At 39.4% G+C, this 23,063-nt stretch carries 22 protein-coding genes and 1 tRNA gene; 13 read left to right on the top strand and 10 right to left on the bottom strand.

Annotated features, from left to right (window positions below):
• The first annotated feature begins 1 nt into the window (after nucleotide 1).
• Together DWA30_RS09545 and DWA30_RS09540 are read left to right on the top strand one after the other, a co-directional pair.
• Nucleotides 2-823, top strand: coding sequence for a sterol desaturase family protein (locus tag DWA30_RS09545; protein ID WP_114492311.1), 822 nt, complete (start codon nucleotides 2-4; stop codon nucleotides 821-823).
• A 58-nt stretch (nucleotides 824-881) separates the two neighbouring features.
• Nucleotides 882-1,253, top strand: a complete 372-nt coding sequence (locus tag DWA30_RS09540) for a hypothetical protein (protein ID WP_114492376.1) — start codon at nucleotides 882-884, stop codon at nucleotides 1,251-1,253.
• Here DWA30_RS09540 and DWA30_RS09535 read toward each other — a convergent pair.
• From DWA30_RS09535 to DWA30_RS09520, 4 genes are all read right to left on the bottom strand, one after another.
• A complete protein-coding gene (locus tag DWA30_RS09535; protein WP_114492310.1) occupies nucleotides 1,243-1,689 on the bottom strand; it encodes a GNAT family N-acetyltransferase in 447 nt (148 codons plus the stop codon). The genes DWA30_RS09540 and DWA30_RS09535 overlap by 11 nt on opposite strands.
• A gap of 9 nt (nucleotides 1,690-1,698) precedes the next feature.
• Nucleotides 1,699-2,610, bottom strand: coding sequence for a cation diffusion facilitator family transporter (locus tag DWA30_RS09530; RefSeq protein ID WP_114492309.1), 912 nt, complete (start codon nucleotides 2,608-2,610; stop codon nucleotides 1,699-1,701).
• Between the two features lie 10 nt (nucleotides 2,611-2,620).
• A complete protein-coding gene (rpiB, locus tag DWA30_RS09525) occupies nucleotides 2,621-3,052 on the bottom strand; it encodes a ribose 5-phosphate isomerase B (protein WP_114492308.1) in 432 nt (143 codons plus the stop codon).
• Between the two features lie 530 nt (nucleotides 3,053-3,582).
• Nucleotides 3,583-3,822, bottom strand: a complete 240-nt coding sequence (locus DWA30_RS09520) for a DUF2007 domain-containing protein (RefSeq protein WP_114492307.1) — start codon at nucleotides 3,820-3,822, stop codon at nucleotides 3,583-3,585.
• Between the two features lie 116 nt (nucleotides 3,823-3,938).
• Here DWA30_RS09520 and rnr point away from each other — a divergent pair, with 116 nt between their 5' ends.
• Entirely contained in the window at nucleotides 3,939-6,158 is a 2,220-nt protein-coding gene (gene rnr, locus DWA30_RS09515) for a ribonuclease R (protein WP_114492306.1), read from the top strand.
• Between the two features lie 21 nt (nucleotides 6,159-6,179).
• Nucleotides 6,180-6,896: a LysE family translocator gene (locus DWA30_RS09510; RefSeq protein WP_114492305.1), complete on the top strand. Its 717-nt coding sequence runs from the start codon at nucleotides 6,180-6,182 to the stop codon at nucleotides 6,894-6,896.
• A gap of 57 nt (nucleotides 6,897-6,953) precedes the next feature.
• Here DWA30_RS09510 and DWA30_RS09505 read toward each other — a convergent pair.
• Both DWA30_RS09505 and folB read right to left on the bottom strand, forming a co-directional pair.
• A tRNA-Cys gene (locus tag DWA30_RS09505) sits at nucleotides 6,954-7,024 on the bottom strand.
• Between the two features lie 93 nt (nucleotides 7,025-7,117).
• Nucleotides 7,118-7,474, bottom strand: a complete 357-nt coding sequence (folB, locus tag DWA30_RS09500) for a dihydroneopterin aldolase (RefSeq protein ID WP_114492304.1) — start codon at nucleotides 7,472-7,474, stop codon at nucleotides 7,118-7,120.
• 128 nt (nucleotides 7,475-7,602) lie between these two features.
• On the opposite strand from folB, the gene DWA30_RS09495 reads away from it, so the two are divergent.
• The 4 genes from DWA30_RS09495 (at nucleotide 7,603) to DWA30_RS09480 (ending at nucleotide 10,550) form a co-directional block, all read left to right on the top strand.
• The gene (locus tag DWA30_RS09495; protein WP_114492303.1) at nucleotides 7,603-9,279 is read left to right on the top strand and encodes a glutamine--tRNA ligase/YqeY domain fusion protein; all 1,677 of its coding nucleotides are present in this window, start codon (nucleotides 7,603-7,605) and stop codon (nucleotides 9,277-9,279) included.
• 218 nt (nucleotides 9,280-9,497) lie between these two features.
• A complete protein-coding gene (locus tag DWA30_RS09490; RefSeq protein WP_114492302.1) occupies nucleotides 9,498-9,875 on the top strand; it encodes a YtxH domain-containing protein in 378 nt (125 codons plus the stop codon).
• 1 nt (nucleotide 9,876) lies between these two features.
• Nucleotides 9,877-10,302 (top strand): hypothetical protein, encoded by a 426-nt coding sequence (locus DWA30_RS09485; RefSeq protein WP_114492301.1) that lies wholly within the window; start codon nucleotides 9,877-9,879, stop codon nucleotides 10,300-10,302.
• On the top strand, nucleotides 10,299-10,550 hold the full coding sequence (locus tag DWA30_RS09480) for a DUF6327 family protein (protein ID WP_114492300.1): 252 nt from the start codon (nucleotides 10,299-10,301) through the stop codon (nucleotides 10,548-10,550). The genes DWA30_RS09485 and DWA30_RS09480 overlap by 4 nt, the downstream gene beginning before the upstream one ends.
• Nucleotides 10,551-10,612: 62 nt before the next feature.
• Here DWA30_RS09480 and DWA30_RS09475 read toward each other — a convergent pair whose 3' ends face one another.
• Nucleotides 10,613-11,602 (bottom strand): SPFH domain-containing protein, encoded by a 990-nt coding sequence (locus tag DWA30_RS09475; protein ID WP_114492299.1) that lies wholly within the window; start codon nucleotides 11,600-11,602, stop codon nucleotides 10,613-10,615.
• Nucleotides 11,603-11,682: 80 nt separating this feature from the next.
• Here DWA30_RS09475 and DWA30_RS09470 point away from each other — a divergent pair, with 80 nt between their 5' ends.
• A complete protein-coding gene (locus DWA30_RS09470) occupies nucleotides 11,683-12,354 on the top strand; it encodes a porin family protein (protein WP_114492298.1) in 672 nt (223 codons plus the stop codon).
• Here DWA30_RS09470 and gltX read toward each other — a convergent pair.
• Together gltX and DWA30_RS09460 are read right to left on the bottom strand one after the other, a co-directional pair.
• Nucleotides 12,351-13,862, bottom strand: coding sequence for a glutamate--tRNA ligase (gene gltX, locus DWA30_RS09465; RefSeq protein ID WP_114492297.1), 1,512 nt, complete (start codon nucleotides 13,860-13,862; stop codon nucleotides 12,351-12,353). The genes DWA30_RS09470 and gltX overlap by 4 nt on opposite strands.
• A 39-nt stretch (nucleotides 13,863-13,901) precedes the next feature.
• Nucleotides 13,902-14,942 (bottom strand): alkane 1-monooxygenase, encoded by a 1,041-nt coding sequence (locus DWA30_RS09460; RefSeq protein ID WP_114492296.1) that lies wholly within the window; start codon nucleotides 14,940-14,942, stop codon nucleotides 13,902-13,904.
• Nucleotides 14,943-15,016: 74 nt separating this feature from the next.
• Between DWA30_RS09460 and DWA30_RS09455 the strand changes: the two genes are divergently transcribed.
• The 4 genes from DWA30_RS09455 to DWA30_RS09440 all read left to right on the top strand — a co-directional run bounded on the left by DWA30_RS09455 (nucleotide 15,017) and on the right by DWA30_RS09440 (nucleotide 21,700).
• Complete coding sequence (locus DWA30_RS09455; RefSeq protein ID WP_114492295.1) at nucleotides 15,017-18,421, top strand: coiled-coil domain-containing protein; 3,405 nt, start codon at nucleotides 15,017-15,019, stop codon at nucleotides 18,419-18,421.
• Entirely contained in the window at nucleotides 18,414-18,830 is a 417-nt protein-coding gene (ybeY, locus tag DWA30_RS09450; RefSeq protein WP_114492294.1) for an rRNA maturation RNase YbeY, read from the top strand. The genes DWA30_RS09455 and ybeY overlap by 8 nt, the downstream gene beginning before the upstream one ends.
• A gap of 112 nt (nucleotides 18,831-18,942) precedes the next feature.
• Complete coding sequence (gene mnmG, locus DWA30_RS09445; protein ID WP_114492293.1) at nucleotides 18,943-20,814, top strand: tRNA uridine-5-carboxymethylaminomethyl(34) synthesis enzyme MnmG; 1,872 nt, start codon at nucleotides 18,943-18,945, stop codon at nucleotides 20,812-20,814.
• 37 nt (nucleotides 20,815-20,851) lie between these two features.
• Nucleotides 20,852-21,700: a class I SAM-dependent methyltransferase gene (locus DWA30_RS09440; protein ID WP_245933893.1), complete on the top strand. Its 849-nt coding sequence runs from the start codon at nucleotides 20,852-20,854 to the stop codon at nucleotides 21,698-21,700.
• 134 nt (nucleotides 21,701-21,834) lie between these two features.
• On the opposite strand, the gene DWA30_RS09435 is transcribed toward DWA30_RS09440, so the two are convergent.
• Complete coding sequence (locus tag DWA30_RS09435) at nucleotides 21,835-22,989, bottom strand: DNA polymerase III subunit (protein WP_114492292.1); 1,155 nt, start codon at nucleotides 22,987-22,989, stop codon at nucleotides 21,835-21,837.
• Nucleotides 22,990-23,063: the final 74 nt, after the last annotated feature.

Raw genomic sequence — 23,063 nt, 5'->3', positions numbered from 1 at the left:
GATGCAACAGTTTTTAGACTTTTTTGAAACCATGCCTGTGTGGATGAAAGCGGGATGGGTCTTTATAGTCTTAGCCATTTTTTGGATCCTAGAAGGCTATTACAGTCTTGTGAAGTTCAATTACAAAAAATGGGGTCACGCAAAGACCAATCTTATTCTCTTAGCGTTTGTGATGATTATAAATTCCATTTTCGGTCTTGCCACGGTGGGCGTTTTTCTGTGGTTGGAGGAAAGTAATTTTGGTCTGCTTCACCTATTCGAAGCTGCGATATGGATAGAATTGCTAGCATCACTATTGGTATTGGACCTCATTGCGCAATACGGTGTTCATTACTTACTACACAAAGTGCCATGGATGTGGCGTTTGCATATTGTTCATCACAGCGACAAACACGTGGATGCAACAACCGGTACGCGACATCATCCTCTCGATTTTGTAATTAGAGAAAGTTTTGCATTAGTAGCAGTGATTATTATGGGAATGCCCATTGCCTTTTACTTTTTTTACCGAATTCTTAGTGTTGTTTTTACCTACTTCACCCATGCAAATATTTCGTTACCAGGATCGTTAGATAAATTATTAAGTTATGTGATCGTCACGCCCAATATGCATAAATTCCATCACCATAATACATTGCCATGGACCGATAGCAACTATGGAAATATGTTTTCTATTTGGGATCGTCTCTTCGGAACGTTTGTCTATGGAGATACCAAAAAAATTGTCTACGGTTTAGATATTTCAGACCATACCGATGATCAAAACATTGGGGTGCAACTGGGAATCCCATTCAATAAAAATGTGATTTCTAAACCGCGATAAATAGATATTAACAGCCTATTAACAGCCTTTTTGCTCGTTTTTTCTTATTATGAAGGTTATGGTACAAGTAGACAAGCAGGAAAGCACAGAGACAATTAAAGAATCGGTGGCTTATTTAGAAAGCCGAGGATTCGAGAACATTAAAGCCGATATTGAGGGCTATGACACACCAAAATCTTACAACAAAAAGGGAAGTGATGTTTCGATCACCCCAGACATTGTTGCCGAGAGAGCGGGCGTAAAACATTATTTTGAGATTAGTTTAAAATCTCAAAAACCACGATTACTAAAATCGAAATGGCGTTTTTTAGACGTTCTTACACGTATGCGTAACGAACGATTTAAGATCATTACACGTCGCGGGCATTATAAATTTACGAATGAGATGCTCGAAGATCTTAATCTACAAAAGAATTTGATCAAGCTGTAGTGACCATTGCAATGTGAGGAATTCCATCCTCCAGGTACCCTTCTCCGGTAGTATGAAATCCGTGCGATTGGTAAAATTTTATTAAATAGGTTTGGGCCGATAACTTTACACTATCGGTGTTAAACCTTTTTTTTATGGCTTCCATAGAAGCTTTCATTATATCGTGGCCGTATCCATATTTTCGTTGGTCTTCAACCACAACTACTCTCCCAATGGCCGCTTCTTCAAAATAGATTCCCGGCGGAAAGCAACGCGTGTACGCTACAACTTTTCCTGCCTTGGTTCCTATAATATGTAGTGCTTTTTGGTCCTTCCCGTCGATGTCTTGATAAACACAATCTTGTTCTACAACGAATACCTCACTACGCAACTGAAGAATATCGTATAATTCTTGGGTCGACAGCTCTTCAAAGGTTTTTATAACAATGGTATCCATAGGTTTTCTTTAATCTTGTACAACGATGTCTTTTGGGTCGTCCTTCTGAAACTCGGGTTGTATATTCACATGATTTATTCCAAACTCATGATACAATACGTCTTCAACTCGGTCTAGAATGGTGTCGAATTCTGAAAGTTTGATGTCTCTATTAAAATCAATATGTGCTTCTAAATGCGTTTCATTTTCATTGAGTTGCCAAATATGCATATGGTGGACATTCTCAATTTCAGGAATTTCTGATATCGCTTCACGTATCACCGAAAGGTCCATATCGTCTGGTGTAAACAACATTAGAACTTTAAACGATGACTTCAAAAGGTCATAACCCATAAATAGTAAATAAATAGCGATAAGTACGGTAAGTACACTGTCTACCCAAAACCATCCAAAGTATTGCATTAATAATCCGCCAATCAGCACCGCCACCGAAGCAGACATATCGGTAAGCAAATGTAGATAGGCTGACCGCATATTCATATTTGCCTTTGAATCTTTCCGAAGCAATAATACACTAAATCCATTTGCGACAATTCCTAATATAGCCAACCAAATTACAAGACCGCTTTCAATTTCTTGCGGATTAATAAATCGAATAACCGCTTCGTAGATTAAATAAAAAGCGACAACGATAAGGGTAGAAGCGTTTACAAATGCCGCGATGATCTCCGCTCGTTTATACCCAAATGTCTTGTCGAAAGAGGCTTCTTTTTTTGAAAATCTATCGGCTACATAACTAACGATAAGTGATAAGACGTCGCTAAAATTATGAAGCGCATCGGAGAGTAAAGATAAACTACCGGAAATAATTCCTCCTATCACTTGTGCTACGGTGATAAGTATGTTTAAGCAGATTGAAATAAGCAGATTTCTTCCCTTTAGGTCTTTATGATCGTGATGATGACCGTGAGAATGTGCCATGAGGTAGTAATTATGAACAAGCTATTTTCTCAACACGTCGTTGGTGGCGTCCACCTTCAAATTTTGTAGTAAGAAATGTTTTTACCATTTCCAATGCTTGAGGTTCGCTGGTAAATCGCGCAGGAATGCTCAATACATTGGCATCATTATGTTCTCGAGCCAAAGCGGTGATCTCTTTAGACCAACATAGGGCAGAACGCACTTTTTGATGTTTGTTGGCCGTCATATTAGCGCCATTACCACTACCGCAAATTATAATTCCATAATCTGCCTCGCCTTCGCCTACTGCTGCAGCAACAGGATGTACATAGTCTGGGTAATCTACACTGTCATTTGAATTAGTACCGTAGTTAGTTACCATATGTCCTTCTTTCTCGAGATGGTCTACAATAGTCTTTTTATATCCGGTACCTGCGTGATCGTTTCCTATAGCTATTTTCATCTTGTTTATTTTATTCAAAGATACGGCATTCCTAATTTATAGAAGATAGCATCTTATTTTTTAGTAGACGCGTATAAAAGTAACTTTTTCTTAAAGTTGTGTTGTCATTTTAGTTAACAACAATGTTCATATTTGTTGATAGTTTACCTAAAGAAAAATTTGGAAAGACCGTTTCAAAGTTTCATATGGAATTAAAAATAGGACTCGCAAATTTTTAAGCCTTCAATTATGGATCACTTTTCAGACTTAAATGAAGCGTTTCTAACAAAACAAAACAAAATACTTTTGAAAAAATAGATGTCAACTTAGGTTATTGACAGTTGTTAATAGTATACTGTAAACTGTTATTTTTCAGAAGTAAATCACACTTACAAGTTGTTCATAAGCTGAAAAGAACTAGCTATAACTTAAATTCAAAACAAAAGTCAAAAAAGTTATGCTAGCTATTAACATCCTATAATAACCATCATTTTTATTTTAAAATTTAGAAAAAAGAAAGATGTATATATATTAATTGTTGATAACAAGAATTACACAATTCGTAATTTTGAATTTTGATTGAGATTGGAAATGATCTCCTTCGCGGTCTCGATATCATCTTCGTGAACCTGTAAACGAATACCGCCAAAAGCATTGCTATGAAAGGGAAGTACACTTATCATGGTTTCGTTTTGAAACACATACCTTAGCTGCTTCTGATCAAATAATAATCGAAGTACAGCATACTCGCTAGGAAAAGTAAAAACAGCTATGGTCTGGTAATTTTTCATATTTTATCTTGTCTACCAAGATACGTTTTATTGCTATTCTAAGTTACTAAAACTTTGCTAATTAAAACAGCGAGTTGCTTTATAAAGTGTACTTTTACAGCAATTAATAACAAACTATGCCAAAAAGAAAAAAAAGAAAGAAAAACAATAAAATACAAGGTCTGTCTCAAAGCATTCTTGCTATTCTTCGGAAAGATCATTCTAAACCTCATAATTACAAACAGATTGCTGCAAAACTAGGAGTGGACGATGCCAGCAGTCGAAATCAGATCATCAAAAAATTGAAAGAACTTCAAGGTAAAGGTACCATACAAGAGGTGGACCGCGGTAAATACATTATTGCACCCTCTCAAAACTACTATACAGGGCGTGTAGATATTGCCGGTCGCGGACAAGGTTATATTATCGTCGACGAACTAGAGGAAGATATTCTAGTTACAAATAAGAACCTTAACAAAGCACTTAACGGTGATACTGTTGAGGTTTATGTATTTAAAAGAAAAAAAGGAGGTAAACGAGAAGGAGAAATTACCAAGATATTAGAACGGAAACGTACCGAGTTCGTCGGAACCATAGAAGTGATGGACAATTTTGCGTTTGTACATTGTACCGACTATAAAATGTATACCGATATTTTTGTTCCAAAAAGTAATATTGGTAAAGCAAAAAACGGTGAAAAAGTCTTGGTGGCCATGGAAGATTGGCCGGACAAGGCCGATTCTCCCTATGGTAAGGTCTTGAAGGTGTTAGGAATGCCGGGTGAACACAATACAGAGATCCATTCGATACTAGCACAGTATGGACTTCCCTACGAATTCCCGCCTGAGGTGGAAGCGTATGCAAACAAATTGGATACTAAAATACATTCCGAAGAAATAAGAAAACGCCGCGATATGCGGAAGGATCTCACCTTTACCATCGATCCAAAAGATGCGAAAGATTTCGATGATGCCTTGTCTTTTACAACACTTGAAAATGGTAATTATGAAATTGGTATTCACATTGCCGATGTCTCTCATTATCTTAAAAAAGGAACGGTATTAGACGATGAAGCTTACGAACGTGGTACATCGGTCTACCTTGTAGATAGAGTCGTACCCATGTTGCCCGAAATACTTTCTAATGGAGCATGTTCGCTACGTCCTAATGAAGAGAAATACACCTTTTCTGCAGTATTTGAAATAAACAATAAGGCAGAAGTAGTGAAAAAATGGTTTGGCAGGACTGTTACCTACAGTGATGCACGGTTTGCGTATGAGGAAGCACAGCATATCATTGAAAATCCTAACGACACTTCTTATACAATTCCTTCGGAAATCTCCATAACTGGAAAACAGTATTCGGTTCAAAAAGAGATAGGAGAAGCTATTTTAGAAATGGATCGCTTGGCAAAAATACTTCGTACCAAACGAATGCGTCAAGGAGCAATTTCGTTCGATAAGGTAGAAGTGAAATTTAAACTCGATGAAAATAACAACCCGGAAGGTGTTTACTTTAAAGAGAGTAAAGACGCTAACAAGCTCATTGAAGAGTTTATGTTATTAGCCAACCGAAGTGTAGCCGAATTCATAGGAAAACAGAATCCGAAGAAAACATTTGTATACAGAGTTCACGACGAACCGGACGATGAAAAGATAGCGGCGTTAGAGAACATTATAAAGCGATTTGGGTATAAGTTAAATACTCGCGATCGCAATAGTACAGCAGCTTCCTTAAACAAGTTATTGCATGATGTACAAGGAAAAAAGGAACAGAATCTTGTCGATACTTTAGCCATTCGTTCTATGAGCAAAGCGGTGTATACCACCAACAATATTGGTCATTACGGACTTGCTTTCGATTATTATACCCATTTTACATCACCAATTAGGCGATACCCCGATGTGATGGTACATCGTTTATTGCAGCGCTATTTAGATGGTAAGAATTCGGCCAAGGAAGAAAAATACGAGGACAAATGTAGTCATACCAGTGATATGGAAAACCTGGCCTCCAATGCCGAACGAGATAGTATCAAGTATATGCAGGTCAAGTACATGCAGGACCACCAAGATCAAGAATTCTTAGGTGTGATCTCCGGCGTGACCGAATGGGGTATTTATGTTGAGATCATTACCAATAAATGTGAAGGAATGGTACGTACTCAAGATATGCGAGACGACCATTATATTTTCGACAAGGATGAATTTGCAGTAATTGGGCAACGCACCAAAACCGTCTATCAACTTGGAGATGAGGTATATGTAAAAGTAAAGAATGCCGATCTTGTGAAAAAGCATTTGGATTTTATAATGCTTGGTCATAAAAACGAATACAGTCCGAAGCGTAAAAGTTAATTATTTGTATTTTTACCTTCTATGTTCGACGGTATAGGATACGCTGCTTTTTATGGATTTCTACTGGCTTTTGCGGTAGGTCCTGTGTTTTTTACCCTTATAGAAACAAGTATAACGAAAGGCTTTAAAGCCGGACTTTTTTTTGATCTGGGCGCCATTTTCGCCGACATTATTTTTATCCTAATTGCCTATTTTAGTACGAGCAAATTATTAGATAAGGTAAAGGATGATCCGGCGCTTCTCATATTTGGAGGTGCTGTGTTGATCGCCTATGGCATCATCTCATACATTCGTACCAATCGCTCATTTTTTAAGATCGTTCGTGAACACTATGCCGTTAAGGTGCGTAAAAAATTAGGAAGCTTATTTCTGAAAGGCTTTCTACTCAACTTTGTAAATTTTGGGGTCTTAGCGGGTTGGATAGGTACTATTATCATGGCGAATGCCCTAACCAATTCTGAAAATGGGGTCTTCTTATTTCTCAGCACGGTGCTGATCGCTTTTTTCTGTACCGATCTGATCAAAATTTCACTCGCCAAAAAGCTGAAGAGCAAAATGACGCCACGATTTATTATCAAGACCAAAAAATGGGTGAGTATCTTGATACTAGGCTTTGGGGTTATCCTGCTAGTACAAGGAGTTTTTCCGGATAATGTACGTGCGGGACTAGAGCGTATTCCCGGTCAAGATTCGCCTATCGAAAAGCCCATACCTCCCGTAGAAGAACCTATTCAGTAGCAAATAAATTTCAATAAAAAAACCCTAAACAGCGTACTGTAAAGGGTTTTGTTGTTGAGGCATCGAGCGGATTCGAACCGCTGTACAAGGTTTTGCAGACCTCTGCCTAGCCACTCGGCCACGATGCCTTGAATGCAGGGCAAATATAGAAAGATTAAGTGTATTTTGTAGAATTATAACCAGAGTTTTTATTTCTTCGGAAAACAGCTCGTTTTACCTTCCTATCTTTCCGAAGCCATAGTAACGCTTACTTCGGAAACATCACCACCTATAGGCGGATTTACTTTTGAAACCGTCACTTTTACACCGTTTACCAGCGGAAGTTGTTCAAAGATACGATCGATAATACGTTTACCAACATGCTCCAGCAGTTTAGAACGTATGCCCATTTCGTCTTTTACAATTTTTTGAAGCTGTACGTAGTCTACGGTATCGCTAAGTTCATCGGTGTGAGCAGCCCGCTTAAGATCTGCTTTAACCGCGAGGTTTACCAGATAATCGGAGCCAATTTTACCTTCCTCGACCAAACAACCGTGAAAGGCGTAAATCTTTATATTTTTTAACCGAATCGTACTCATATATAACGTTTTCACAAAGATACTTTTTTTACCTTTGTGCGCGTCTTGTTTACAAATAATAGAACACAAGCTTAGCGCAATAATTATAAAAGCCGATGCTGTTTAGGGTATTGGATATTTAAAAAGATATGGCAGAAGAAAAAGAATCACTCAATTTTATTGAGCACATCATAGAGGAAGACCTAGCAACCACACATTCAAAGGATTCGCTTCGATTTCGTTTTCCACCGGAACCAAACGGATACCTCCATATTGGACATGCTTCGGCCATCTGTTTAAATTTCGGGTTGGGCTTAAAATACAATGCCCCTGTAAATTTGCGATTCGATGACACGAATCCTACCAAAGAGGAACAAGAGTTCGTAGATGCAATTAAGCGTGATGTCGCTTGGTTAGGATTTGAATGGGAGAACGAATGCTATGCTTCCGATTATTTCCAGCAACTATACGATTGGGCCATACAACTTATTAAAGACAATAAGGCATATGTAGATTCACAATCCTCGGTACTAATTGCCGAGCAAAAAGGGACCCCTAATACACCCGGTATTAATAGTCCTTTCAGAAACAGATCGGTAGAAGAGAACCTGGAATTACTCGAGAAGATGAAGAACGGAGAAGCCGCCGAAGGTGAACACGTTTTACGTGCAAAGATAGACATGGCCTCACCAAATATGTTGATGCGTGACCCGGTAATGTACCGTACCCTGCATAAAAGCCATCACCGCACCGGAACCGAATGGAAGATATTTCCAATGTACGATTGGACACATGGCGAAAGTGATTACATAGAACAAGTGTCACACTCATTTTGTACACTTGAATTTTTACCGCATAGAGAGCTTTACAATTGGTTCTTGGACCAAGTATACGAAAAAGGAAAGATACGCCCTAAGCAGCGTGAATTTGCCCGTAGAAACTTAAGCCATACTGTGGTTAGTAAACGAAAACTAGCGAAACTGGTAGAAGAAGGAGTAGTTACCGGCTGGGATGATCCAAGAATGCCTACGATCTCAGGATTGAGAAGACGTGGGTATACACCCGATTCGATACGGAACTTTGCAGACGGGATCGGTGTGGGAAAACGAGAAAACCTTATCGATGTTTCGCATTTAGAATTTAATATTCGTGAGGACCTTAACAAGAAGGCCGATCGTGTACTTACCGTTTTAGACCCCGTTAAATTAGTGATCACCAATTATCCGGAAGATAAAACCGAATGGCTGGAAGCAGAGAACAACCCGGAAGATGAGTCGGCAGGAAGTAGAGAGGTCCCTTTTTCAAAAGTGTTGTATATCGAGAAAGACGATTTTAAAGAAGAGGCAAACCGTAAATATTTTAGACTTACTCTAGGTAAAGAAGTACGTCTTAAAAATGCGTATATCATTAAAGGAGAAAGTGTGGTTAAGGATGCCGATGGCAACATTACGGAGATCCATTGCACCTATGATCCCGACAGTAAAAGTGGGAGTGGTACCGAAGCTTCAAAGCGGAAGGTGAAAGGCACGTTACATTGGGTATCGGTCGAACATGCGCTACCGGTCGAAGTTCGATTGTACGATCGTTTGTTTACAGATCCGTCACCGGACACCCACAAGGATAAGGACTTTATGGAGTTTATTAATCCTGATTCGTTACAAGTTATTACGGGTTATGCTGAACCAAGTTTAAAATCATTAGAGGTGGAAGATACCGTGCAGTTTCAACGCTTGGGGTATTTTACAGTGGACCGCGATACCACTTCAGAAAAAATAGTATTTAATAGAACAGTGCCTTTACGGGATTCTTGGGCTAAATTAGCCTAACAAGCTTAGGTATAAAATGCTGCAAACGGAACCTTTCTTTAACGGTTCCGTTTTTTTATTAGGTGTTATTTAAGATTTTTTAGCTAAAAGAAATTCATTTTAAGAAGAATTTATGTGTTGTAAATCAACTATTAACCGGTTATTAACAGCGATTGGTCATGGTTCAAGCTATCTTTGAGAGATAAACGAATTACTAACAATAAATACACTTTACAATTATGGCATCAAATACAGGACAAACGTTACTGGCATTATTAACCGGAGCAGCTATTGGAGCTGGGATCGGAATCTTATACGCGCCAGACAAAGGGTCTAAAACAAGAAACAAGATTAGCAAAGAAACCAAGAAAGCCCAAAAGCGTCTTAACAAGCAAATCAAGGAAACATCGAACACCTTGAGCGAAAAAGCACAAGCTGCGCGCTTAAATTTTGAAGAAAAATTAGAAGACACTTTGTCTTCTGCGAGTTATAAAGCCGATGATATTTTATTAGCAATGGAAGATAAATTAGAAGCTTTACGCAAGCAAAATGCAAAACTTCAGAAAGACGTAACAGTAGAAAAAGCTAAAACGAAAGCCAAAAAAGCAACTGCATAATATGGCCTTCGAAAGTCTGTCAAACAACTTCCGCGAGACCAGCGAAAAGTTACAAGAATATGGTACAAGCACGGCGGAGTATTATAAACTTCGCCTGTTTAAATCCTCTATGAAAGGGGCCATTTCTCTTGTAAATCTATTGGTTTTTGGTAGTTTGTTTTTATTTGTACTCTTATTTCTTTCTGTGGGTATGGCATTTCTTATTGGAAACTCACTAGGTAAAGTATCTTATGGTTTCTTTATCATGGGTGGGTTCTACGGAATTATTACACTTTTGATGTATATCTTCGGAAGGAATACGATAGAGCGAAATATGCTTATCAAATTCTCACGATTGGTCTATGATGAAGATGACATCACACCTAAGCAGGCCGCAGAAGGAGAATTGGAAGAATATGCAGAAACATTAGAAAAGGAACACTTATGAAGCAATATTCTACTTTTAAAGAAATTGACCGAGACCTAAAATACCTTAAACTAAAATCACAAATCGATTTGGAGGAATTCAAACTTGGTGTGCACAACACCAAAGAATCATTTCGCGAATCGATGTCACCTTGGAACCTAATAGCGAATGCGGTAGGCGCCGTGGCAAAAAAAGCATTAGTACTAAAGGCGGTAGACATGCTCTTAGGTATTAAAAAGGTGAAAGAAGTAGATGAAAAAGAAGAATAGTAACTAGCTTACAAAGAAAAACCCATCTTTTTAGATGGGTTTTTTATTTTTAAAAGATGCAGTTAAAAGGTTACATCCGTATCATCAGATGGTGGGGGTGTTCGCTTTTTACGCGTCGTTTTACCAATTCCTTTTGCTTCATTCTCCTTTTTCATTTGTTCTCCAATTTGATTGCTGGCTACAAACGAAGCGATCATATCGTTTAACATATTACTACCGGCTTGTGGCGAATTAGGTAATAAGATTAAATTGGTATTGGTTTCTTCGCCAATAGACTGTAAGGTGTCGTAATGCTGGGTCACTACGATCAAGGCCGAGGCTTCTTGCGAATTAATACCAACATTGTTTAGTACATCTACACTTTCCTCTAGACCTCGAGCGATCTCACGGCGTTGGTCGGCGATTCCTTGTCCTTGCAAGCGCTTGCTCTCTGCTTCTGCGCGTGCCTTAGCAACGATCTTAATTCGATCTGCTTCAGCTTCATATTCGGCGGCTACTTTTTCACGCTCCGCAGCGTTTATACGATTCATAGCTGCTTTAACTTGCACATCAGGATCGATGTCGGTAACCAAGGTTTTAATGATGTCGTATCCATAATCGCTCATCGCGTCGTTGAGCTCCTGCTTAACAGCAATTGCAATATCATCTTTACGCTCAAAAACGTCGTCTAATTTCATTTTTGGTACCTCGGCACGAACCACGTCAAAAACATAAGAAGTGATTTGGTCATGCGGATTTTCCAACTTATAAAAGGCATCGTATACTTTTAATTTTAGCACTTGAAATTGTACCGAAATCTTTAAGCGCACAAATACATCGTCCTTTGTCTTGGTTTCCACGATCACATCCAACTGTTGTATTTTTAGATTGATGCGCCCCGCTATTCGGTCGAACACAGGGATTTTAAAATGTAATCCAGAGTTTCTAATACTTTGGAACTTTCCGAAGCGTTCTACAATAGCAGCGGTTTGTTGCTTAACGGTAAAGATCCCCGATAAAAGGATGACGAAACCAATGATAAACAACGGAATAAGAAGGACAAATCCTGACATAGTTTTATTTTTTAATTAGAAGTAGTTGAAGATACAAAAATAAGGCTACTTTTATCACCTTAATAACGATATCCAACCCTATGAGTCTTAAAAACCTACTGTTTGTTACGTTAGTAATTAGTGTATTCCAACAAACTACAGCACAACGAAATTATGAAGAATACAATCGACTGGGAATTAATCTAGGACTTACGTTATTTGACATAGAAACCGATGATTTTACAACCGAACAAGGAACCGGATATATGGGAGGATTTACAACCCGAGGCTCTTTTCGAAATAATTTTGACCTTATCTATGGACTCAATTTTTATCAATCTGAAGTTGGGATCTTAGGAAGGTTTATCGACCCGGTTGCGGCAACCATCGATGAGCAATATGTAGATTATACCATACAAGCAGCCCAATTGAATTTTCTGGCAAGCTACAACATCATTAAGCATCACCTAAGTATTGAACTTGGTCCGGTGCTTAACATTAACGGAAGGATGAAATTAAAACGCGATGGGTTCGAAAATTACATATTAGACGGGTATAACACCTTGCGAGCCGAAGAGATACAAGATATTTCTAGAGTGAATTTTCGCGTTGCAGGTGGTATTACTGCGGGCCTTGAGAAATTTAGGGTCACCGCACACTATCAGTATGGGGTAACCAACATGTTCAATAAATTAAACGACCAATCACTCGAAAAAGATAATTTCGAAGGCCACAGCGGGACGCTTACCTTGGCCGCCGTACTCTACTTTTAATTCATAGATGCGATAGCCCGTTCTATTCTGGCGATGGTCTCTTCTTTACCTAACAGAGCAGCGATCTCAAAGACGTCCGGACCTTTCATCTCACCGACCAAAGACAGTCGCAACGGCATCATTACCTTTCCAAAACCGATCTCCTCTTGGGTGATCCAACCTTTAATTTTTTCTGAAAGATTTGCTGCGGAAACGGTATCAACAGATTTAATTAGCGCGACTACCTTCTCAAGCAACTGAGGGGTTTCTTCTTTAAATGCTTTTTTTGAAGCTTTCTCCTCGTAGAATTCAGGCGCTGCAAAAAAGAAGTGACCTTGATCCCAAAGATCAGACACAAAGGTCGCTCGTTCTTTTAACATATGTACTAAGGTTTCAAGCGGCATAGTGTGAGAAATTCCTTTTTGTTCTAAAAGTGATTGGAATTGGGCTGCCAGCAATCCGTTGTCTCGGGTTTGCAAGTAGTGATGTTGAAACCATTTGGTCTTCTCAGGATCGAATTTCGCTCCTGCTTTGTTCACACGGTCAACTTCAAAAGCATCTACCAGCTCATTCAAGCTAAAGAGTTCCTGCTCGGTACCTGGATTCCAACCTAAGAACGCCAGCATATTGATCACAGCTTCGGGTAAATATCCATCTTCCCTATAGCCCGAGAATACGTCCCCATCTGCGGTCGTCCACTCAAGGGGGAACACAGGGAATCCCATTTTATCTCCATCTCGCTTACTTAATTTACCTTTTCCTACAGGCTTCATAATTAACGGTAAATGAGCAAACTCCGGAGCTTCCCAACCAAAGGCACGGTACAACATTATGTGCAATGCCAAGGAAGGCAACCATTCTTCGCCGCGAATTACATGTGTAATTTCCATTAAATGATCATCGACGATATTCGCCAAATGATAGGTAGGCATCCCGTCACTTTTAAATAAGACCTTGTCATCTAGAATATTGGTGTCTATCTCCATGTGTCCGCGAATGCGATCATTAAGGTGCAAGATTTCATCTTTAGGAGATCTAAAGCGTATCACATAGGATTCACCGGCATCAAGCTTTGCTTGGGTTTCTTCGGAAGAAAGGGCTAACGAATTATTTAACTTCTTACGGTTATGCCAATTGTAGATAAAGGTCTTTCCTACAGCTTCGTGTGCTTTTCTATGTTCGTCTAATTCGTCATTTGTATCGAACGCATAATAAGCGTTTCCATTAGCGATAAGTTGATCGGCGTATTGTTTGTATAGATCTTTGCGCTCACTTTGTCGGTACGGACCAAAACCTCCGTCCTTACCCGGTCCTTCGTCAAAAGGAATGTTAAGCCAATTCAATGCTTCTACTATATATTCTTCGGCTCCTTCTACGTAACGTGTTTGATCGGTATCTTCAATACGCAATACAAAATCACCGCCGTGCTTCTTAGCAAATAAATAGTTGAATAGTGCGGTTCTAACTCCGCCAATATGCAATGGTCCTGTTGGGCTGGGTGCAAATCGTACACGAACTTTTGTGCTCATAAAATGATCTCCTTTTTGTTGAAGCACAAAGATACAATGCTAAGAGCGCATTTCCATAGGAATCCGCTTATTCATAATAGAAAACCACAACGGCGGGAAAAGGGCCAAGACCATCGAAGTTGGATAGCCATAAGGCATTTGTGGGCTCGTTTCATGGCAATCTAATAATTGGTACTTTTTATGAGAGCGATAATGATGGTCGCTATGTCGGGTCAATTCGTATAACATCATTCTTCCAAGTATATGATTGGAATTCCATGAATGTATCTCCTTTACACGTTCGTATCTGCCACTGTTTGTTTTTTGTCGACTCAATCCGTAGTGCTCTATATAGTTTATACTTTCTAATAAGAGCGCGGCGATCACACCTATCGCTATTGCCACGAACAACGCTACCTTTCCGAAGTAAATAAAAATAACCACCAAATACCCCAACTGCAGCAAACTGTACCAAAACATATCGTTATAGATACTAAGAATTGATTTGTCTTTATTGCGAAGCAGTTGTTGTTGCAGTTTCCAGGCACTTTTATACTGCCTATAAATGGAGGTGAACCAAAAAGAATAAACGGTCTGGTTGTAGCGCGCACTTGCAGGATCTTCTTTGGTAGCGGCATTTTGATGATGACCAAAATTGTGCTCTACATAAAAATGCATATACAAGGCCGGCAATAACAAGGCTTTGCCTAGGGTTTTCTCCCATTGCGTTCTTCGATGCCCCAACTCGTGAGCGACATTAATTCCGTTTGAACCAACAACGATCCCCACCGAAAATGTGAGTCCGATGAGTGCTGAAGTATTGTAATTTGCCCAAGTGAGGCTCCATAAAAAATACCCCACGATGGTATAGACGATAGGTAGGTTTAGGTATAAAAGCAGATCGAAAAATGGATGCTTTGCTTTGGTTTTGATCTGTGCTTCGGAAAGGTTTTCGTTTTGTACAGGTAGCAGTACTTCTAATATAGGCACGAGTATAAAAGCGAATACAGGCGTTAAAAACACCCATATACCTTGAAAGCCGAGCCCTATAACGGCCGTAGCAGGAATTGAAAAGGAGGTGATATATTTTAAATCCTTCATATTAAGAGATTGGACCTATTTTTGATACAAAATAAAATTGTATTTTAGAAGTTCTGTTAATGTAAAACCGCATAATGAGTACATTTAGTGTTATCCAGCAAAAGCTGGAACAATTTATAAAAAAATACTACACCAATGAGTTGATCAAGGGGGCTATTCTCTTTTTTGCCATTGGCGTATTGTACTTTTTACTCACCTTACTGGTAGAGTATTTCTTGTGGTTAAGCCCGGCGGGTAGAACCGTTTTGTTTTGGAGTTTCGTAGCGGTGGAAGCATCGTTGTTTGTTCGGTTTATTGCATTTCCATTAGCCAAATTGTTCAAGCTTCAACAAGGAATAAGTCACGAACAGGCCTCAAAGATTATTGGAGGCCATTTCCCGGAGGTAAACGACAAGTTGCTTAATGTAATTCAGTTAAATAGAAATCAGCGAGAAAGCGAACTGTTGGCGGCGAGCATTGACCAAAAGGCTTCAGAAATGCAACCGGTGCCTTTTAAAAGTGCAGTTAATTTTAAGAAGAATACCAAGTATTTAAAATACGCTGCAATTCCCGTGGTCATCTTTTTACTGGCCAGCGTGTTGGGCGAAAAGGATCTTTTTTCCAGTAGTTACGAACGTGTGGTAAATTACGACACGGCCTATGAACCACCCGCGCCATTTTCTTTTTTTCTTCTGAATGACAACCTAAACGCTATTGAAAACAAAGCGTATATCCTACAAGTTCGAACCGAAGGATCGGTGATCCCGGAAAATGCAAGTATTGCATATAACGGCGAATCGTATTATTTACAACAAACAGCTCCCGGGATGTTCGAATATACCTTTTCACAGCCGGTGGAGCCAATTGATTTTAAACTTAAAGCAAATAAGGTTACCTCTAGATCGTACACATTAGACGTTGTTAAGACTCCTTCATTGTTAGGTTTCGAAATGGTATTAAATTATCCGGGGTACACAGGAAAGAAGGACGAAGTTCTTAAAAGTACCGGAAATGCAACAGTGCCAGAAGGCACACAGGTTACCTGGAATGTAGCTACAAAGAATACAGAGACGGTACAATTAAAGACGAGAGATACGTCCTATGTGTTTTCCGAAGCAGGCCAACAATTCAATTTCAAAAAAGGCGTATACGGAAAATTAGACTACGCCATTACAACCTCTAATAAGAAGCTAATCGATTACGAGAACCTTTCGTTTACCATTGGAGTGATCAAAGATGAATATCCCGAGATCGATGTGGAGTCGAAACAGGATTCTACCGACAGTGAACTGATCTATTTCTTGGGCCGTGTTAGTGATGACTACGGACTTACAAAACTGCGTTTGGTTTATTATCCGGAAGGGGAGAAAGAGCAACAACAAGTTGAGCCATTACCGTTGAATAAATCAAATTTCGACCAGTTTGTATATACATTTCCTGGCGATCTCGATCTTTCAGAAGGTGTAGCTTACGAATATTATTTTGAGGTGTTCGACAACGATGCAATTCACAATTTCAAATCTTCCAAATCGGGTGTATACGCTTTCAGAAAACTTACAAAAGATGAAAAAGAGAACGAACAACTTGAGAATCAAGACAATTCTATTCAGGGACTAGATAAGTCCTTGGAAGAAATGAAGGATCAAGAAAAGTTGTTGGAGGAGCTAAGTAAAACCCAAAAGGAAAAAGAAAAGCTTAATTACAACGACAAGAAAAAGCTGGAGAATTACATTAAGCGTCAAAAACAGCAAGAAGAGTTGATGAAGAATTTTTCTAAGGAATTAAAAGAAAATCTGGAACAATTCCAACCCGAAGAAGAGAACGATCCGTTTAAGGAACAACTAAAAGAACGATTGGAAGAGAATGAAGAACAACTTGAAGAAAACGAACGATTGCTGGAAGAATTAGAGAAGGTTCAGGATAAGATTCAGAAAGAAGAACTTACCGAGAAACTCGAAAATCTTGCGAAGCAGAATAAGAATCAAGAAAAGAATATAGAACAGTTATTAGAACTCACCAAGAGTTATTATGTAACCAAGAAAGCGGAAAAGTTAGCGGAAGAACTGTACAAACTGGGTGAAGAACAAGAGAAGTTGGCCGATGCTCCCGAAGATGAGAACACGAAGGAAAAGCAAGAAGAGCTGAACGAGCAATTTGAGGAGTATCAGAAGGAAATGGAAGAGCTTAAAAAGGATAACGAGGAGTTGAAAGATCCTATGGAGCTGCCCGAAGATGATGCCGGTGAACAAGAAATAGAGGAGGAACAACAAAAGGCTACCGATAAGTTGGGACAGGAGAACAAATCGGGTGCTTCAGAAAACCAAAAAAAGGCTGGAGAAAAAATGAAGAAAATGGGCAAGCAGATGCAAATGCAAATGCAAGCCGGCCAAATGGATAGCATAGAAGAAGACGTAGAAATGTTACGACAAATACTAGATAATCTAGTGATTTTCTCCTTCGAACAAGAAGCCTTGATGGAGGACTTTAAAGTGACAGATTACGGAAATCCTGTGTTCGGAAAGAGACTAAACGTACAAAACGACCTTAAACTGAATTTCCAGCACATCGACGACAGCTTGTTTGTGCTCTCACTGCGTCAGCCCATGATTAGCAACCAGATCAACAAATCATTAACCGAGGTACAATACAATTTAGATAAGTCCTTAGAGTGTCTTGCAGAGAACCAGATGCGCCAAGGAATTTCGAGTCAGCAGTATACCGTAACCGGTGCCAATGAATTAGCGATCTTTTTAAGTGATCTTCTAAACAACATGCAGAACCAAATGCAAATGATGGGTTCAGGGTCTGGACAAGGAGAAGGAGAGGGTAAAGGAATGGGAAAAGGACAGGGTCAGGGCGAAGGGTTTCAATTGCCGGATATCATTAAGAAACAAGAAAGCTTAAGTGAACAAATGAAGGAGGGTATGCAAAAAGGACAGGGCAAGGGCAAAGGTGAAGGCGAGGGAGAAGGTGAAGGCGAAGGCGAAGGTCAAGGAAATGGAGACGGTAACGGATCGAATGGTGAAAATGGTCGAAACGGAAAAGGTGATGGGAATGAAGGCCAGTCTGGCGATGGTGATAGTGAGGAAATGAATGGTGAGTTGTACGAGATCTTCAAACAACAACAACAGCTTCGGCAACAATTAGAAGACCGTCTAAGTAAAGAAGGGCTAAAGGGTAAAGGCGGTGAATTGCTTCGGAAGATGGAAGCCGTAGAACAACAATTACTGGACAAGGGTTTTAACGAACGTACGTTAGAACAAATGCTGAATTTAAAGTATGAATTGCTGAAGTTAGACAAAGCCGATTTCGAGCAAGGACAAGAGACCAAAAGAGAATCTCAAACCAACCGAAGACAATATCAAAATAAGTTGCGATTATCTCCGGAAGATGTTAAGAAGTACTTCAACACAACAGAGATCTTGAATAGAGAAGCACTACCTTTGCGGCAAGATTTTAAAGAAAAAGTGAAGACCTATTTTAAGAATAAGGATGATTGAATTTTTTTCTGAAACAGATTTTGAATTATCAAAAAAAGAAGAACTTTCCAATTGGATATCTAGTGTGATTACTTCGGAAGGTTTTTCGTTAGGGGACGTAACCTACGTTTTTTGCGATGACGCTTATCTACACCAACTTAATGTCGAATTTTTAGACCATGATACCTTAACCGATATTATTAGTTTCGATTATAGTATGGGCAAGGAAGTACATGGTGAAATTTATATTTCCATCGAACGTGTAAAGGAGAATGCGTTACAATTTAATACTACATTTGAAACAGAACTACACCGAGTAATAATACACGGCGTACTGCATTATTGTGGCTATAAGGATAAAACAACGCCACAAATCACACAAATGCGTGCGAAAGAAGATGCAGCCTTGGCAAGACGGGACTTTTTGTAGTTGTTTGATACTCAAAGGTTTAACAATTTAACTTGCTGATTTTAAGTTATTTACACTATATTTGCACGCCAAAAATTAATCCATATGTTCCACGTGGAACAATAGAAGAAGTATGTTTGAAAAGGAGTATGATGTTATAGTAGTTGGAGGTGGTCACGCCGGTTCAGAAGCTGCAGCTGCAGCCGCGAACATGGGCTCAAAAACCCTTCTAATTACGATGAACTTGCAGAATATCGCACAGATGTCGTGCAATCCTGCCATGGGCGGGATTGCAAAAGGTCAAATTGTGCGAGAAATCGATGCTATGGGAGGCTATAGCGGTATCGTGAGTGACAAAACTGCGATACAGTTTAAGATGCTCAATAAGTCGAAGGGCCCGGCCATGTGGAGTCCGAGGGTGCAAAGTGACCGTATGCGATTCGCAGAAGAGTGGCGTTTGCAACTCGAGAACACTTTTAATTTGGATTTCTACCAGGAAATGGTTTCAGGAATACTCGTAGAGGGTGATGCGATAGTAGGTGTTAAAACGTCGCTCGGATTAGAAGTTCGTGCGAAAAGTGTGGTGCTAACCAATGGTACTTTCTTAAACGGACTTATACATATAGGTGAAAAGCAATTTGGGGGAGGTCGTGCCGGAGAAAGAGCAGCTACAGGAATTACAAAAGATCTTGTTGATCTTGGCTTTGATTCAGGTAGAATGAAAACAGGAACGCCACCTCGAGTCGATGGACGATCCTTAGATTTTTCAAAAATGATACTGCAACCCGGAGATGAGGTGCCAGAAAAGTTTAGCTACTCTGATGTGACAAAACCATTAACCAAACAACGTGCCTGCCATATGTCCTACACAAGCTCAAGAGTTCATGAACTTTTGAAGGAAGGATTTGATCGATCTCCAATGTTTAATGGATCGATTCAAAGTATTGGTCCAAGATACTGCCCGTCTATAGAAGATAAGATAAATCGCTTTGCCGATAAAGATCGTCATCAATTGTTCGTAGAACCTGAAGGATGGAATACAGTAGAATATTATATTAACGGATTTTCAACTTCGCTACCGGAGGATGTTCAGTTTAAGGCGTTGCGTGAATGCGACGGATTTAAGAATGTAAAATTCTTCCGTCCTGGTTATGCGATCGAATATGATTACTTTCCACCAACTCAATTAAAACATACGTTAGAGACCAAATTAGTGTCAGGATTGTATTTCGCAGGACAAATTAATGGAACTACCGGTTATGAAGAAGCCGCCGCTCAAGGATTAATGGCCGGGATTAACGCGAGCCTTAAGATTCAAGCAAAAGAGCCCTTTATTCTAAAACGTAATGAGGCCTATATTGGGGTGTTAATAGATGATCTAATCACGAAAGGTACAGAAGAGCCCTACCGTATGTTTACCTCTCGGGCCGAATACAGAACCTTATTGCGACAAGATAATGCAGACTTTCGATTAACACCTAGGTCGTATGATATCGGTTTGGCAAGTGAAAAGCGACTACGTACCATGGAGAAAAAGAAGAGCGATGCAAATGCGTTTATTCAGTTCTTTAAAGATACGAGTGTAAACCCGGAGACGATGAATCCTATTTTAGAGGATAACAATTCATCAGTAATTAGTCAGAGCGATAAGATGTTCAAGTTGTTCTCCCGACCTAATATTACGATGGAGGATATGCGTAAGATCGATTCGGTAGAAACATATATTTCAGAAAACGAATTAGATCACGAGGTCTTAGAACAAACCGAAATTCAAGTAAAATATGCCGGTTATATTCAAAAGGAGAAGAACAATGCAGATAAACTAAACAGATTAGAAGGCATAAAGATCCCTGAGAACTTTGACTATTCCAAGTTAAAGTCCCTTTCCTATGAAGCCAGAGAAAAATTAACGAATATAAGACCCGCAACCGTGTCTCAAGCGTCGCGTATTAGTGGAGTATCTCCTAACGATATTTCGGTAATGCTTGTATATATGGGGCGTTAGTCACTATGTTTCACGTGGAACACCAGAAATCATAAAAGTGCAAAAAGCTCCCAAACATATTCCTGATTCGGTTAAAGACCACTTAGTTTCCGAAGAAATATTTCAACTGCAATACGACCACGAGCGAAGCATGCTTGTAACCACTCCGCAACCCAGTAAGGAGGAATTGCCTTCTTATTATGAAAGTGAAGCCTATATTTCGCATACCGACGGAAAGAAGGGATTGATGCCCTACTTGTATCAAACAGTTAAGAAGTATGCGCTGTCGAAGAAATTACGCCTAATTACTATTCTCAATAGAAAACCGGGAACCTTGTTGGATATTGGAGCCGGCACAGGAGAATTCTTGAAACTTGCAAAACAATACGGCTGGGAAATTTCTGGAGTAGAAGTAAGTGAAAAGGCCAGAGCATTTTCCAAACAGAAAGGGATCGATCTTCAAACGTCCATAGATCGTTATAAGGGGCAACAGTTTGATGTCATCACATTGTGGCATGTATTAGAGCATTTGCCCGATTTGGAGAATACGATAACGAAAATAGAAGCTTTATTAAGACCGGGTGGAAGTTTGGTAGTGGCTGTTCCCAATTTTAACGCGTACGATGCAAAATTCTATAAGCAGTTTTGGGCCGCTTACGATGTGCCTAGACATTTGTGGCATTTTTCGAAAGCAAGTATGAAGGTGTTGTTTTCCGAAGAAATGAAACTTGAAAAAACCAAACCAATGATCTTCGATTCTTTTTATGTAAGTCTTATTTCTGAAAAATACCGATCAGGAAAAACGTTTTCAATCTTGGCACTATTGATTGGATTGTGGTCAAATATAGCCGCACTTCGCTCCAAACAGTATTCATCGCATATTTACTGCTTCAGAAAAGCAAAATAAAGCTGCTAGACATCCTTTTAACAACATCCGACGTGGATGGCTGCGAATTACTCTAAATTGCCTTAGAAGTGCTTAAAATACCGCTATTATCAATAGAAAAACACTATTGAGAACAATTAATCGATAGGTAATTATTATACTAGCTCTTTTTTGTGAATAAGACGGGTAAGTTGGATTGATAGATCGGTGAAAATAATTTTTCCATTACCATTTCTTTCAATGTGGTAAGAAGCTTCCTCTAGCGCAGTATTAATTTCAAAAATATTGTTTTGATGCACAAATGGCGCAAATTTATCGATAGAGAATTTAGGGTCCTGTGTTTTAAAATATAAAAGAGAATCTGCCTTATAGTTCTTCAATAAAGCTTGGCGAAACACCTCGATACAATAGCTCAAGAATTTTTTTTGAGTTTCTCTTCCATGGCCGGCCATCGTATGGCTCCACTTTATTAATTCGGTGATCGCTTTTTTATTGCCTTTTGCAGCAAAAGCGACACGTACCCAAGAAATAAACCATTTTTCAAACTCGAGATCATCACTGTCGTGTGCTAATATATGCAGCGCTCTATTATAGTCTCCATTGGCTTGACGACTAATTTTGGTTGCCTTTTCTAGCGAGATATCTTGAGAATTGATGAGTGCATTGGCGATTGCTTCTTCAGAAAGTAGTGGAAAATGTAATTTTTGACAACGAGAGCGAATGGTACTTATTAGCTGTTCTTCCTGCTCGGTTAGAAACAACAAAACTGTCTTTTCTGGCGGTTCTTCTACCAGTTTTAAGATCTTGTTTGCGCAGCTGGTATTCATATGTTCTGCCATCCAAACGATCATCACTTTATAGCCGCCTTCGTATGCTTTTAGCGAAAGTTTCTTCATCATGTCTGAAGCCTCATCTACATTAATGTTACCTTGCTTTCGCTCAATACCAAGGGATTGAAGCCATTCAAAAACAGATCCATAAGGATGTTGTGTTACAAATTCACGCCATTCTGATAAAAAAAGCGAAGAAACAGGATGCTTTTTTACCGTGTCATTCGTATTGACGGGAAACACAAAATGCAAGTCGGGATGGGATAATTTTTTTACTTTGGAAGCACACGAAAAATAGGCCGGACTCCCTTCTTCATGCAAACTACATAGCAACGCTTGGGCATATGCGATCGCAGCAGGTAAAATACCACTTCCCGAAACACCAACAAATAATTGGGCATGCGGGATTCGACCATTTTCGATCGATTTCTGCAAATGTGATTTAATGTGTTCCTGACCTATGATTTCTGAAAAATCCATACGCAAAACTACACTTTTTTTACTTCTGAAAAGCAATCGTGAAAAACCCTATATTTGCAGCTGAAAACACCTGC

The sequence above is a fragment of the Candidatus Ulvibacter alkanivorans genome, from assembly GCF_003333325.1.
In the GTDB taxonomy this organism is placed as follows: domain Bacteria; phylum Bacteroidota; class Bacteroidia; order Flavobacteriales; family Flavobacteriaceae; genus Ulvibacter_A; species Ulvibacter_A alkanivorans.
The sequence above is the reverse complement of the archived record's forward strand: the minus strand, read 5'-3'. Positions and strand labels throughout refer to the sequence as shown.